General features: G+C 63.6%; 14 protein-coding genes. 10 read left to right on the top strand and 4 right to left on the bottom strand.

Annotation, left to right across the window (positions count from 1 at the left end):
• From BST42_RS14410 to BST42_RS14380, 7 genes are all read left to right on the top strand, one after another.
• Nucleotides 1-501: ABC transporter permease (locus tag BST42_RS14410; protein ID WP_207569498.1), on the top strand; the 501-nt coding region annotated here is incomplete at its 5' end.
• Nucleotides 502-510: 9 nt separating this feature from the next.
• Nucleotides 511-1,788, top strand: coding sequence for an MCE family protein (locus BST42_RS14405; RefSeq protein WP_083119607.1), 1,278 nt, complete (start codon nt 511-513; stop codon nt 1,786-1,788).
• On the top strand, nt 1,785-2,810 hold the full coding sequence (locus tag BST42_RS14400) for an MCE family protein (protein WP_083119604.1): 1,026 nt from the start codon (nt 1,785-1,787) through the stop codon (nt 2,808-2,810). The genes BST42_RS14405 and BST42_RS14400 overlap by 4 nt, the downstream gene beginning before the upstream one ends.
• Complete coding sequence (locus BST42_RS14395; RefSeq protein ID WP_083119601.1) at nt 2,810-3,907, top strand: MCE family protein; 1,098 nt, start codon at nt 2,810-2,812, stop codon at nt 3,905-3,907. Before BST42_RS14400 ends, BST42_RS14395 begins: the two co-directional genes overlap by 1 nt.
• A complete protein-coding gene (locus BST42_RS14390; protein ID WP_083119598.1) occupies nt 3,904-5,379 on the top strand; it encodes an MCE family protein in 1,476 nt (491 codons plus the stop codon). The genes BST42_RS14395 and BST42_RS14390 overlap by 4 nt, the downstream gene beginning before the upstream one ends.
• Entirely contained in the window at nt 5,376-6,602 is a 1,227-nt protein-coding gene (locus tag BST42_RS14385) for an MCE family protein (RefSeq protein WP_083119596.1), read from the top strand. The genes BST42_RS14390 and BST42_RS14385 overlap by 4 nt, the downstream gene beginning before the upstream one ends.
• Entirely contained in the window at nt 6,602-8,143 is a 1,542-nt protein-coding gene (locus tag BST42_RS14380) for an MCE family protein (protein WP_083119593.1), read from the top strand. Before BST42_RS14385 ends, BST42_RS14380 begins: the two co-directional genes overlap by 1 nt.
• A gap of 22 nt (nt 8,144-8,165) precedes the next feature.
• On the opposite strand, the gene BST42_RS14375 is transcribed toward BST42_RS14380, so the two are convergent.
• Together BST42_RS14375 and BST42_RS14370 are read right to left on the bottom strand one after the other, a co-directional pair.
• Nucleotides 8,166-8,678 carry an Rv2253/PknI dimerization domain-containing protein gene (locus BST42_RS14375; protein ID WP_237159423.1) on the bottom strand — a complete coding sequence of 171 codons (513 nt, stop codon included), beginning with the start codon at nt 8,676-8,678 and terminating at the stop codon, nt 8,166-8,168.
• Nucleotides 8,679-8,779: 101 nt separating this feature from the next.
• Nucleotides 8,780-9,418: a PaaI family thioesterase gene (locus tag BST42_RS14370; RefSeq protein WP_237159421.1), complete on the bottom strand. Its 639-nt coding sequence runs from the start codon at nt 9,416-9,418 to the stop codon at nt 8,780-8,782.
• A gap of 149 nt (nt 9,419-9,567) precedes the next feature.
• Between BST42_RS14370 and BST42_RS14365 the strand changes: the two genes are divergently transcribed.
• Nucleotides 9,568-10,206 (top strand): PadR family transcriptional regulator, encoded by a 639-nt coding sequence (locus BST42_RS14365; RefSeq protein ID WP_083119748.1) that lies wholly within the window; start codon nt 9,568-9,570, stop codon nt 10,204-10,206.
• Here the strand turns inward: BST42_RS14365 and BST42_RS14360 are convergent.
• The gene (locus BST42_RS14360; RefSeq protein WP_083119591.1) at nt 10,203-11,909 is read right to left on the bottom strand and encodes a 3-ketosteroid-delta-1-dehydrogenase; all 1,707 of its coding nucleotides are present in this window, start codon (nt 11,907-11,909) and stop codon (nt 10,203-10,205) included. The genes BST42_RS14365 and BST42_RS14360 overlap by 4 nt on opposite strands.
• A 139-nt stretch (nt 11,910-12,048) precedes the next feature.
• On the opposite strand from BST42_RS14360, the gene BST42_RS14355 reads away from it, so the two are divergent.
• Nucleotides 12,049-13,197 (top strand): 3-ketosteroid-9-alpha-monooxygenase, oxygenase component, encoded by a 1,149-nt coding sequence (locus BST42_RS14355; RefSeq protein WP_083119746.1) that lies wholly within the window; start codon nt 12,049-12,051, stop codon nt 13,195-13,197.
• The gene (locus BST42_RS14350; RefSeq protein WP_083119588.1) at nt 13,197-13,475 is read left to right on the top strand and encodes a ferredoxin; all 279 of its coding nucleotides are present in this window, start codon (nt 13,197-13,199) and stop codon (nt 13,473-13,475) included. Before BST42_RS14355 ends, BST42_RS14350 begins: the two co-directional genes overlap by 1 nt.
• A 32-nt stretch (nt 13,476-13,507) precedes the next feature.
• On the opposite strand, the gene BST42_RS14345 is transcribed toward BST42_RS14350, so the two are convergent.
• A complete protein-coding gene (locus BST42_RS14345) occupies nt 13,508-14,110 on the bottom strand; it encodes a TetR/AcrR family transcriptional regulator (RefSeq protein WP_237159418.1) in 603 nt (200 codons plus the stop codon).
• Nucleotides 14,111-14,159 lie beyond the last annotated feature (49 nt).

The following is a 14,159-nucleotide window of genomic DNA, read 5'->3' as shown; positions in this document are numbered from 1 at the left end:
GTGGTGGCCGGGATCGGGTTGGCCGCCACCTTCGGGGCCGGGGTGACCGCCCAGTTGGGGGCGATGCGGATCAATGAAGAGATCGACGCCCTGGAATCGATGGGCATCCCCCCGGTCGAATACCTGGTGAGCACCCGGATCGTGGCCGGCATGGTCGCGATCACCCCGCTGTACTCGATCGCGGTCATCCTGTCGTTCGTCGCCAGCCAGTTCACCACCGTGGTGCTCTTCGGCCAATCCGGGGGCTTGTATGACCACTACTTCAACACCTTCTTGAATCCCATCGACTTGTTGTGGAGTTTCCTGCAAGCAATCCTGATGGCCATCACGATCCTGTTGATCCACACCTACTTCGGCTACTTCGCCACCGGCGGACCCTCCGGAGTCGGAGTCGCGGTCGGCAACGCCGTGCGCACCTCCCTGATCGTCGTCGTCTCGGTCACCCTGCTCATATCCCTGGCCATCTACGGCTCCAACGGCAACTTCAACCTGTCCGGATAGGGAGATGACGTGACACGCAATCTCGGTCCGGGTCCGGCCGACCGCTCCGAAACCGAAACCGCCGCCGTCCCGGTGGCAGCCCGAACCGGCGCCAGCTTCGGCGTACGCAACTACGCTCGCCCGGTAGCCGGCAGTCTGACGGTTCTCACCATCGTCGTCATCGTCGCGGTCGCCGCCGGATTGTTCCGCGGCGACTTCACCAAAACCGTTCCGGTGACCGTGATCTCGGATCGCGCCGGCCTGGTGATGAACCCCGATGCAAGAGTCAAACTTCACGGCGCCCAAGTGGGCACCGTGGCCTCCATCGACTCGTTGCCCGACGGCAAGGCCGCCCTGCATCTGGCGATCGACCCCGCCAAAGTGCGCATCATCCCCGCGAATGTCAACGCCGACATCACCTCGTCGACCGTGTTCGGCTCGAAGTTCGTCGAATTGCGCACGCCCGCAAACCCGTCCGCGCAACGAGTGCAATCGGGGCAGGTGATCGACGGGAAACACGTCACCGTCGAGATCAACACCGTCTTCCAGCAGCTGGTCTCGGTGCTCTCCGAGATCGATCCCGTCAAGATCAATCAGACTCTCGGCGCGATCGCGAAATCACTGAGCGGGCGCGGCGACAGATTCGGCCAAACGCTGGCCGACCTGGACACCGCGCTGGCCAAGATCAACCCGAGCCTGGACACGATCAACCACGAGATCGCCATCGCTCCAGAAGTATTCGATGCCTACGCAGACGCCTCGCCGGACCTCCTGAAGACCGTCAGCAGCGCGACGAGAATCAGTGACACCATCGTCGACCAGGAACAGAACCTCGACACCCTGCTCATCAGCGCCATCGGCCTCGCCGACATCGGTACCGAGGTTCTGACGGAGAACCGGCAACCGTTGACCGACCTTGTCCATCTGCTGGTCCCCACTCTCGACCTGACCAACAACTACAACGCGGCAGTGACCTGTGGACTTCAAGGCATGATCCCGTTGGCCACCGGCCCAGGTACCGCCCAACCGGGCGTCATGCTGCTCGACTCGTTCTTCCTCGGTCGCGAGCGCTACCGGTATCCGGCGAACCTGCCCAAGGTGGCCGCCAAGGGGGGCCCTCAGTGCGCGGACCTGCCGTCAGTGGGCTTTGAACAACGGCCCCCGTACGTGGTGACCGATATCGGCGCCAACCAGGCCCAATACGGAAACCAAGGGATCCTGCTCAACTCCGACGGTCTCAAGCAGGCTCTGTTCGGGCCGCTCGACGGGCCACCACGTAACTCCACACAGATTGGCATGCCGGGATGACGGGCCTGTCGAAGACAATCGTCAAGATCAGCATCTTCGGTGTCGTCATGATCTTGTTGACCGGGGCGTTGTTCGCCATCTTCGGACAGTTCCGCAGCGGGATGACGAACACCTACTCAGCTTTGTTCGCCGACGCGTCGCGCCTGAAATCAGGGGATTCGGTTCGGGTGGCCGGAGTCCGGGTCGGCACTGTCAGTGATGTCGCGCTGCAGGTCGACAACAAGGTGGTCGTCAAATTCGATGCCGACCGCGACGTCGTGCTGACGTCGGGGACCAAAGCGGTCGTCCGGTATCTCAACCTGGTCGGCGACCGCTACCTGGAACTGCTGATCAGTCCGGGGTCGGGGAAGGTCCAGCCCCCGGGCAGCCGGATACCGCTCGACCGCACCGAGCCGGCACTGGATCTCGACCTCCTGCTCAGTGGACTGAAACCCGTTGTCCAGGGGCTGAACCCGCAGGACGTCAATGCGCTGACCAACTCGTTGATCCAGATCCTCCAAGGTCAGGACGGCAACGTGGAGTCGCTGTTCGCTCGAACGTCATCGTTCACGACCGCGCTGGCCGACAACGGCAAGACCGTGCAGCAGCTGATCGACAACCTCAACACTGTGGTTGCCACGATCAGTAAAGACGGCGAGAAGTTCTCGGGAACCATCGACAAGCTGGAGAAGCTGATCAGCAGTCTGACTGCCGACAAAGACCCGATCGGAGCGGCCATCTCCGCCCTGGACAACGGCACGGCCTCGCTCGCGGACCTGCTGACCCAGGCGCGACCACCGTTGAGCGGCAGCATCAACCAGCTGGGCCGCCTGGCACCACTGCTCGACGAGGACAAAGCCCGCGTGGACCTCGCGTTGCAGAAGGCACCCGCCAACTATCGAAAGCTGGTGCGACTGGGCGCATACGGGAGCTGGCTCAACCAGTATCTGTGTGGCTTGTCCGTGCGGGTCACTGACCTGCAGGGCCAGACTGCCTACTTCCCCTGGATCATCCAACACACTGGAAGGTGCGCCGAGCCGTAATGCTCAAATACCGTGGATCCTCGCTGATACGGGCGGGCTTCATCGGCCTCGTCCTGATCATTCTCGTCATCGTCGTGGGGTTGCAACCCGAGCGAATGATGACCTGGGCCAGCGCAATTCGGCATCAGGCGGTGTTCGCTGAAGCAGGCGGTCTGGCAGCGGGCAACGATGTCGTTGTCGCAGGCATCAAGGTCGGCACTGTCTCGGAGGTGTCGTTGATGCGTGGCGACGCCCTGGTGACCTTCATGGTCAACGGCACGGTGCGGTTGGGTGCGGAGACCACCGCGCACATCCGCACCGGAACGCTGCTGGGCCAGCGGGTGTTGACCCTCGAGCCCAGTGGAACCGGGAAGTTACGCTCGTCTGACGTCATTCCGCTGTCACGCACCGGATCTCCCTATTCGCTCACCGATTCGGTGAACGATTTCACGGCCAATACCGCCGACACGAACACCGCGACGCTGAACCAAGCCTTGGATACGTTGTCGGACACTCTGGATCGCGTCACCCCGCAGCTGGGTCCGACGTTTGACGGTGTGAGTGCACTGTCGCGGATGCTGAACGAACGTAACGACTCGCTGGCGGGACTGCTCGACAGCGCCTCGAAGGTCACCGGCGTTCTCTCGCAGCGCAGCGAGCAGGTCAACACCCTACTTCTCAATGCCAACGACCTGTTCGGGGTGTTGGATCAGCGGCGTTACGCCTTGGTGAATCTGCTGACCAACACCTCCGCGTTGTCCAAACAGATCAGCGGAATGGTGCACGACAACGAGAAGACACTCGCGCCGGCACTGGAGAAGATCAACTCAGTGACCGCCATGTTGCAGAAGAACAACGACAATATTGTCAAGGCGCTCAACGGATTGGCGAAGTATCAGTTGACCCAGGCGGAGGCTGTCAACAACGGCTTTTACTACAACGCCTTTGTCGGCAACCTGCTGCCGGCCCAAACCCTGCAGCCTTTCCTGGACTACGCGCTGGGCTTCCGCCGCGGCACCGATGCGGGGCAGCCGTCGGACAATGCGGGCCCCAGGGCGGAATTCCCCTTCCCCCGCAACGGAATACCTCAGCCCGCTCAGCGATGGGGACAGCCATGACATCTCGCAAGCGAGTTACCGTCGGCGCCGCTGCGGTGCTGGCGGTGCTGCTGGTCGCCGGCGTCGCCGTGCTGATTCGCCAGTCGGTGGTGAAACCAACCACGATCACCGCGTATTTCACCAGCGCCACCGCGATCTACCCCGGCGATGACGTCCGTGTCTCGGGTGTCAAAGTCGGCACCATCAAGTCCATCGAGGCCGAACCAACTCAGGCCAAAGTGATACTCGACATCGACCATGGGGTGTCGATCCCAGCTGATGGCAAGGCGCTCATCGTCGCCCAGAACCTCGTTGGTGCCCGCTTCGTCCAACTTGCGCCGTCATACCGGGGCAGTGGTCCCACCATGGCAAACGGCGCGGTGATCGGCTTGGACCGCACGGCGATCCCGGTGGAATGGGACGAGGTCAAGACCCAGCTGATGCGACTGGCCACCGACCTCGGGCCGGCCAACGACGCGTCGAGCACGTCGGTTGCGCGCTTCATCGACACCGCCGCCACGGCGCTCGACGGCAATGGCGACAAGCTGCGCCAAACCATCGCCCAGCTGGCCGGCGTCAGCCGTATCCTGGCCAACCACAGCGGCAACATCGCCGACATCATCAAGAATCTGCAGACGTTCGTCACCGCGCTGCGCGACAGCAACACCCAGATCGTCCAATTTCAGAATCGGCTGGCCAGTGTGAGCAGCGTCGTGGACGGCAGCCGTTCGGATCTGGATGCCGCCCTGACCGATCTGTCCGGCGCGGTGGTCGACGTCCAACGTTTCATTGCAGGCAGCCGGGACCAAACTGCCGAGCAGATTCAGCGACTGGGCGATGTGACCCGCAAGGTAGCCGACAACAAGACAGCGTTGGAGAACGTGCTTCACGTGGCGCCCAACGCGATCGGGAACAGCTACAACATCTACAACCCCGACACCGGCAGCGGTATCGGCGCGTTCGCGCTGGCCAACTTCTCCAACCCGGTGCAGGTGATCTGTTCGGCCATCGGTGCGGTCAGCAACGCGACCGCGTCGGAGACCGGCAAATTGTGCGCGCAGTATCTCGGGCCGGCACTGCGCCTGCTGAACTTCAACTACCTGCCGTTCCCGTTCAATGCCTACCTTGGCAAGTCGCCGAGCCCGGAGAACTTGGTGTACTCGGAACCGCAACTGGCGCCGGGGGGTTCGGGTGCGTCTGCGTCGCCTGCCGAGATTCCGCCGAGTGTGTCGGCCTACACCGGATACCACGGTGATGTTCCTGCGCCTCCTGGATGGGGGACCCCACCGGGTCCGGCGGGATCGTATGCACCCAACGGTCTTCCGGCCGATCCGCAGCCGGCTCTGTACCCGGGCGCGCCGGTCCCACCGGGTGTCGTGTCCTCGCCTGCCGCGCCGCCGCCGTCGAACCTGCAGGGCATGTTGCTCCCGGCCGAGGCACTTCCGGCGCCGCCGCAACCCAATGAAGCCGTTGAAGGAACGCCACCATCATGATTCGAGATCATTCGCTACGCCACCTCGCGGTGGTGGCATCGTGTGTGGCGGTGAGCGTGAGCGGGTGCGCCTTCGGCGGACTCAATTCGCAGCCTCTGCCGGGCACAGCAGGCCGCGGGTCGGGTGCGACCACGTATCACGTCGAGCTGGCCAACGTGGGCACGCTGGAATCGAATTCACCGGTGCTCATCGGCGATGTCGTGGTCGGGAGCGTCGGCAAGATGCGGGCCCGCGACGGCCATGCCGACGTCGAGGTGTCGGTCAATCCCGGTGTGGTCGTGCCGGCCAACGCGGTGGCCGTGGTCGGGCAGACCAGCCTGCTGGGATCGATGCATCTGGCTCTGAATCCGCCGCTCGGCCAGCCGCCGGCCGGCAGCCTGCAGCCGGGTGCCACCCTCGGCCTCAACCGCTCCTCGACGTATCCCTCGACCGAGCAGACGTTGTCGGCGCTGTCGGTGGTTGTCAACGGGGGTGGCCTGGGCCAGATCGGCGACATCGTCCACGAATTCAACAGCGCCCTCAACGGTCGCCAAGACCAGATCCGCGACTTGCTGGGGCGACTCAACGATTTCGTCGGGATGCTCGCCGACCAACGCGACAGCATCAACGCCTCCATCGCTTCACTGAATCGGCTGGCAGATGTGTTCGCCGGCCAGCGTGATGTGCTGACCGAGGCGCTCAAGCGCATCCCGCCGGCACTGGAGATCCTGATCAAGGAGCAACCGAAGATCACGACCGCGCTGGATAAGTTCCGCACCTTCAGCGATCTGGCCACCGGCCTGATCTCCGATACCCAGGCAGACCTGGTGCGCGACTTGAAAAATCTCGAACCCACCTTGCGGTCCCTGGCCGATGTGGGTCCCAAGCTCGACACCGTGCTGGCCTACGCGACGACATTCCCGTATACGCAGAACTTCATCGACCGGGCCATCCGGGGTGACTACATGAACCAGTTCATCGTGTTCGACTTCACCATCCCGCGGCTCAAGCGCACTTTGTTCCTGGGCACCCGGTGGGGCCAAGAAGGCGCCAAACTGGTTCCCGCGCCCGGTGATCCGTGGTATGCGACCTATACCTACGATCCGCTCAACGCGCCGCTGACGCCCAAACCGTCTGAGATCGCGGCGATTCCGCCATTGGTCGACCCCGGGCCTCCGGAACCGACGGGACCGCAACCGGGTCCTGATCCGAGCACGGCACCGCACAACGAGGGTGGTCAGTGATGTTGACGCGATTCATCCGCAATCAGCTGATCATCTTCACCGTCGCCTCGATCGTCTCGGTCGCGGTCATGGTCTTGGTGTATCTGCAGGTTCCCACTCTGCTGGGTATCGGCAAGATGACGGTGAAGCTGGAGATGCCCGAAACCGGTGGCCTGTACCGGTTTTCGAACGTCACCTACCGTGGCGTGCAGCTTGGCAAAGTCACCGACGTACAAGCCACTGAACAAGGGGCCGAAGCGACCTTGATGCTCGACACTTCACCGCAGGTGCCCGCCGACGTCCAGGCACGAGTTCTCAGCGTCTCGGCAGTCGGAGAGCAGTACGTGGATCTGGTGCCGCGCAGCGCATCAGGCCCCTATCTGCGGGACGGGTCGGTGATTGCGGCCAAGAATGTGACTGTTCCGCAGGCGGTCGGCCCGATGCTCGATCAGGCGAGTGCACTTTTGAAGAGCATTCCCAAACAGCGGCTCGGGGATCTGCTGGACCACTCGTTCGAGGGACTGAAGGGGTCGGCCGACGATCTGAGCACGCTGATGGATTCGTCCTCGCGGCTGGCCGCCGACTTCAACGGCTCCGCCGACCGGCTCCGCACCTTGGTCGACGACGGCCGCCCGCTGCTGGACGGCCAACTGGCATCTACCGATGCCATCCGGACATGGGCGCACAGCGTCGCGGGCGTCACCGGGCAACTGGCGGACAACGACCCGCAGGTGCGGGGTCTGCTGGCGAATGGTCCGGGTGCTGCTGATGAGGCCTCCCGATTGCTCAACCAGATAAAGCCGACTCTGCCGGTACTGTTGGCCAACCTCACCACCATCAGCCAGGTAGCCGTGACTTATCACGCTTCTCTGGAACAGTTGCTGGTGTTGCTGCCGCCCGATATCGCCGCCACCCAATCGATGGGCGGGGGGCCGCGTAATCCCACCGGCATGTCACTTGGCGACTTCACTGTGGTGATGAATGATCCGCCCGCCTGCAGCGTGGGATTCTTACCGCCGAGCTCGTGGCGGTCGCCGGAGGATCTGTCCGATGTGGACACGCCGGATGGGCTCTACTGCAAGCTACCGCAGGATTCACCCATCGGTGTTCGCGGCGCCCGTAACTACCCATGCATGGGCAAGCCGGGAAAGCGCGCTCCGACGGTGGAGATCTGCAACAGCGACCAGCCTTACGAGCCGCTGGCGATGCGCCAGCATGCGACCGGTGCTTACCCGATCGATCCGAACCTCCTCGCGCAGGGGATCCCGCCCGATGACCGGACCACGTACTCGGACAACATCTTCGGCCCATTACAGGGCACGCCGGCACCACCGGCGGCTCCGCCCGCAGCTCCGCAGGCACCGATGCCTCCCGACGACGCATCGTCGGTCGCACCGAGCGCATTGCGCCCCGGCCCAGGACCCGGACCATCGGTTGCCGTCACTCGGTACAACCCGAAGACCGGGCAGTACGTCACGCCGGTGGGGGCGGTGTTCCAGCAATCAGATCTGGTCGCGCCTGGGGGCGCCCGTTCGTGGAAGGATCTGCTGCCGACCACGTGAGGCTCCGGCCCGCGGGCGCGCGTCAGTGCTGTTTGACGAGTTTGAACGGCATGTTGACGAACAGCGCCAGGCTGCGCCCACAGGCCCCGCTGGGCCCGGTCGTCTGGTCTTCGCCGAGCAGCGTGGTGGAGTCGGGGTCGCCGGCCTCACCGCCGGGTGTCATGGGTTGAAACCAGAAGACCTGGAGGCCGTCGGCTGCCGTTCCATCGGGGCACGGCTCCCAATTGGCCACGGTCCGTTTGACATACCACATCCCGCCGGTTTGATAGATCGGCGCGGACCAGCCCGCATCGCTGGTAACGGTGCCGGTGCACTCGGTGGGGTAGCTGCACCGGGTGGCGATGACCCAGCTGGATCGCACCGATTTCTCGTCGTGGAAGACATCGTTGGTCCTCGCCCATTCGCCATTCGACGTGGCCGTGAACGTGCCGTTGAGACCCCAGTCATCAGCCGCGCGGGCAGGAGCTGGGACACCAACGCACTGCAGTGCACCAGCGGCTACCAACCATCCTGTGACAGTGCGCAATCCACGCATGATTCTCCTCAACGCCGGTCAGGTGCTGTGCCAGGGGCATTGTGCGCGAAGCTAACACCGGCGAGGGGCGGAGTTCTCGCTATCGTCCACTCAACGGACGGTCACCCTCCGCCCGCAGAGGTCTTCTTCGGGCGGATGAACACGCCATGCGCCTCCACGGTGATCGTGCCGTCGGCGTCGGCAATATGGCCCACAGCGAATGTCTTGATGCCCTCGTGACGGTCTACCCGAGCCTCGGCGTGGACGCGGCCGAGGCGTGTTGGTTGCACATAACGAACAGTGAGCGTGCCGGTGAAGGCGGGGTTCCCGGGTTGATGTGCGGTGGCACCGAGCATGTGGTCGAGGATCAGAGCGCATAACCCACCGTGGACGTGTCCTGGAGGGCCTTCACAAGCAGCACCGAGGTCTACGTCGGTGTGGACCGAGCCGTCCGCATCCTGGTGTATGACCAGCGGGGGAGCGACCGGATTGCGAATGCCGATGGCGACGTTGCCCCACGCAACCGTGCCGCCCTCAGTTGTCGGGTGCACACCGAAGGAGCCAGGGATCATCTGGGCGGCAAGAAGTTCGGTGGCCCTCTCGATCAGAGCGCGGGCCGCAAAGACCGTTTCGTCATCGACTTCGGTGCGGATCGTGGCATCGATGAGGTGCCGGACTGACCGGGTCAGGGGTACGAAAACGGCTTCGCCCCGTTCAACGTCGACGGCTCGCATCTTGTTGTCCGGCTCACCGTGACTCATTGCACTTCACTCCCTCGTGGTACTGCACCTCTACGTTGCTGGCTGAAATGCTCGCTGTGCAATGCGGTATCCCGACCAGCGGTAGGAAAGCGCACTTCGATGACCTGGGTTGATACCCTGAGCGGGTGACCGAACCCGAAACTGGCGCCATGCCGTCGCTCTCCGCGACCGCCTGGGCGTTGCTCGGGATGCTCTCATACGAAACGGAGCTGTCGGGTTACGACATCCGGAAGTGGATCGACTGGAGCATGCGCTACTACTACGGCAGCCCAGCCTTCAGTCAAATCTATTCAGAACTCAAGAAGCTCGAGAAGGTGGGTCTGCTCACGTCCCGGGTGGACGGCGCAGGCACCCGGAATCGCCGTCTGTACAAGATCACCGATGCGGGCATGGAAGCGGTCACTCGGTGGGCGCGGGAAGCCCCGGTCGAGCCGCCGTCCCTGAAGCACCCCGCGATTCTGCGGGTGACGCTGGGGCACCTGTCTGATCCGGCGTCGCTCAAACACATGCTCCAGGAACACATCGCCTACATCGACAGGATGCAGCGCGACGCCGCCAAGGAAGCTCGATGGGCCGCCGCCGACCCCTCGTGGGCGTACGCCAAGATCGCGCTGGACTGGGCCGACCGATACTACGAGTCGGAGCGCGAATTGACCTTGCGACTGATCAAAGATCTCGATGAAGCCGAGGCCAATTTCCCGAAAGTCGGCGAGGGCGGCAAGATTCCGTGGCCCGATCCGGCCTACTGGTACGAGATCGAACGCAAAGCCGACGCCGAAGAGTCTTAGGACCGCGCCGCGGCATCCTGGGCGGCGATGTAGCCGTAGACCAGGCCTTGCGCGATCGTCGCACCCGCGCCGGGATAGGTGTTTCCGAATGCGTTGGCTGCCGTGTTGCCGATCGCGTACAGGCCATCGATGGCGGTGCCGTCCTCACGTAGCACGCGAGCGCGGTCGTCGGCGCGTAAACCGCCGCAGGTTCCGAGATCACTGAGCACCATTTTCACCGCGTAGAACGGTCCCTTGACCAGCGGCCGCAGATTCGGGTTCGGGGTGATCGTGGGGTCGCCGTAGTAGCGGTCGTATGCGCTGCGGCCGCGCTCGAAGTCGGGATCCTCGCCGGCGAACGCATTCTCGTTGAAACGGGTCACCGTCGCGGAGAAGTCATCGACGGGCACCCCCATCTTCGTGGCGAGATCTTTGAAATCATCTGCGCGAACGGCGATTCCAGCGTCATACCAGGACTGGGGGATCGGCATCCGGGGGAACAGCTCGGCAGCGAAGACGTAACTGTTGCGGTATTGCTGATCGAAGACGATCCACATACTTTCTACCGGGGTTCCCGCGGCTTCCAGCTGCAGGACACGTTGACCGAAGCTCATGTAGTCGGCGGACTCGTTTGCGAACCGGCGGCCATTCTGGTCGACGATGAACGACCCGGGCAGCGACCGCTCAGCCAACATGACCGCGGGCGCCGCGTCCGGCAGGGGGGCGACCGCAGGGAACCACCATGATTGATCCATCAGCGCGATGTCCGCGCCCACGTCCTGGCCGATGCGGATCGCGTCGCCGGTATTGGATTCCGCACCCAGACTGAGGTTTCGGCCGAGGGATTCGGATTGGAACTTCCACCGCATGTCCATGCTGTGGTCGAATCCCCCAGCGGCGAGTACGACGCCGCGTCGGGCGGCGACGGTAACGCTTTTTCCGGAGTGTTCGAGGACGGCGCCGGTGACCCGGCCGCCATCGGTCGTCAGCTCTTTCAGCGCGGTGCCGAGCCAGATCGGAACGCCGGCACGGATGGCACCGGCGAACAGGCCGGCCGCCAAGGCCTGACCCCCGGCGGCGTAGCGCCGCCCGAGCGCAAGCCCGCCGACTCCCTGCGCGAGCCGCTTGACAATGGTGGGCAACCCCTTGCGGGGTACCCGGCTCATGAGGTTCATCCAGCGGTAGTCCGCGCCGGTGGTCGGCATCGGAATGCTGACCTCCATGATGCCCGGACGAAGGTCGGGCAGATATTCGCCGAGAATCGTGGTGTCGAGCGGACGGCACTCGCACGTTCGTCCGGCAGCTGAGCCGCCCGGCGCTTCGGGGTGATAGTCGGAGTATTCCTTGGCCCAGAACAGCTTCATCGGAGTTGTGCGGCGAAGCATCTCGACCGTTGCCGGCAGATTCTTCACATACGCTGCCGAGCGCTCCTGGGGTGCGGAGTCCGCCACCACCGAGTCGAGGTACGTCTGGGCCCGAGTCGCGGTGTCGACACCCCCGCATTCCGTGATCACCGGGCTGGCGGGCAGCCAGAGCGCCCCACCCGATCGTGCAGTTGACCCACCGACGCGCGAAGACTTCTCCACGACGAGAACCGACAACCCCCGCTCGTGGGCGGCCAGGGCGGCGGCGAGCCCGGTGCCCGACCCCACGACCAGGAGGTCTACCTCGGTGTCGGCGATAGTCAACCCGGTGGGGACGGTGTTGTGGCTGGTGGGGATCACAATTGTCGACGATAGGTCGGCAACCGGAAAATCTGAATCACGCCTCCCTTTGAGCGGAACGCAGACCTTCGCACCGCGTTTCTGCCAAGTTGAATGGGGACATCAGCCCGCGGATCCATCGATGAAGGACGGACGCAAGATGACGACGCATGCCGAGGCCGACGACGTTCGCGTGATCGAGGCTGGATCGGTACCCACCCGGTTTGCCCGCGGATGGCACTGTCTGGGGCTGATCCGCGACTTCGTCGACGGCAAGCCGCACCAGATCAACGCCTTCGGCCAGAAGCTCGTGGTGTTCCGAAGCCAGGACGGCGCCATCAACGTGCTCGACGGTTACTGCCGGCACATGGGTGGTGACTTGTCGCAGGGAACAGTCAAGGGCAACGAGATCGCCTGCCCCTTCCATGACTGGCGGTGGGGAGGAGACGGCCGGTGTAAGTCGGTGCCCTACAGCAAGCGCACCCCGCGATTGGCGCGCACCGCTTCCTGGCCGACGCTGCAGCAGGACGGCATGCTGTTCGTCTGGAATGACCCGGAACGCAAAGCGCCGCCGGCCGATGTGACGATCCCTCGCATCGAAGGTGCCGGCAGCGACGACTGGACCGACTGGCATTGGTACACCACCGTGGTGAACACGAACTGCCGGGAGATCATCGACAACGTCGTCGACATGGCGCACTTCTTCTACATTCACGGATCGTTGCCCACGCACTTCAAGAACATCTTCGAAGGCCACGTCGCGACGCAGTACATGAACAGCGCGGGCCGTCCGGATATCGGCGAGCCCGGTGAGACTCAGATGTTGGGGACGACATCGGTCGCGTCCTACCACGGGCCGGCGTTCATGATCGACGATCTGACCTACCACTACACAAATGTCGACCACCATACGGTTCTGATCAACTGCCACTATCCGATCGACGCGAATTCCTTTGTCCTGCAGTACGGAATCATCGTCAAGAAGTCGCCCGAGCTTCCCGACGACCTTGCCATGCAGACGGCGATCGGTCTCGGGGATTTCGTGAAGATGGGCTTCGAGCAGGATGTCGAGATCTGGCGCAACAAGACCCGGATCGACAATCCGTTGCTGGTGGAAGAGGACGGGCCGGTATACCAGCTGCGGCGGTGGTACGAGCAATTCTATGTCGACGTCGCCGACGTCACGCCGGACATGGTGGACCGCTTCGAGTTCGAGCTCGACACCACGCAACCCACCGCGGCATGGATGAAGGAAGTGGAGGCCAACCTGGCCACCCACAAGGCGGCATCCGGGTCAGTGGGGGGATGATGACGGTCCGCCCAGACATTCGGCTCGATGACGCGCCGATGGTTCCGGTGACGTGTGGGCGTTGTGGCGCCGGCGTCGAGGTCCGAAAGAGCAGTTGGAATCAGACCAGTGTGCAGTGGACCGCGTCGGCCTTGAGTCGATGTGAAGAGCGCTGCAGTGCATCGCAATTGGCGGCGAACGGAAGGGGTGGTCTCTTCCTGGCGTGCTCGGCGCTGAACGGTTCGATCGTCGATGCCGTCAAGGCGGGGACGGTTCCCGTTCTCGACACCGCCCTCTGAGCCCTCTGATCTGAGCCTGGCACGTTCTCGCGCTATTTTGCGTCAAGCGATCCGACGATCATCTCCATCGCGACACGTAACGCGGATTGCAGGCTGGCGAAATCGCCGTGTTCGACCCAGTGCACATAAGCGTGCCTGCATGCCTGAATTATCAACTGAGCGGGTAGCTCTCGTGCAAAGGAGTCGGTTCCGAGGTCGAACCGAGCCTCGAGAAAATTGGTGATCGGCGTGGCGAGGTCTTGACCCCAATCCAGCCACCGCAGCCGGTACTGGGGGTCGCCGAGCACCAGCGCCATGAACGCCCGGTCGACTTCGAATTGACCGCGTTTGGGGACTTCGCTGCCGAAGGCGCGAACCAATACGTCGACGGGGTCACCGTCTGGTTCTGCGTCGGCCAGCACGTGGATGCTCAGGCTGCCGAACTTGCCGAACAGCGGCAGGACGACGTCTTCCTTGACGGGGAAGTGACGGTGGAACGTCCGAGGCGCGATGCCCACGGCTTCGCAGATTCGCTCGACAGTGGCGGAAAAGGACCCGTCGGCAAGGAAGATCTCCCGTGCCGCCATGGCGACTTCGAGCCGCAATTCCTCCGCGCGCCGCTCCGTCAGTGTGGCCGGCTTAGCTGTCACCGCCATGCTGTCACCCCCTTGTCTGACCAGCTGATTCATCGTAATGGCGGTGAAC

It is taken from the genome of Mycolicibacterium rhodesiae (genome assembly GCF_002086695.1).
GTDB classification, from domain to species: Bacteria; Actinomycetota; Actinomycetes; order Mycobacteriales; family Mycobacteriaceae; genus Mycobacterium; species Mycobacterium rhodesiae.
The sequence above is the reverse complement of the archived record's forward strand: the minus strand, read 5'-3'. Positions and strand labels throughout refer to the sequence as shown.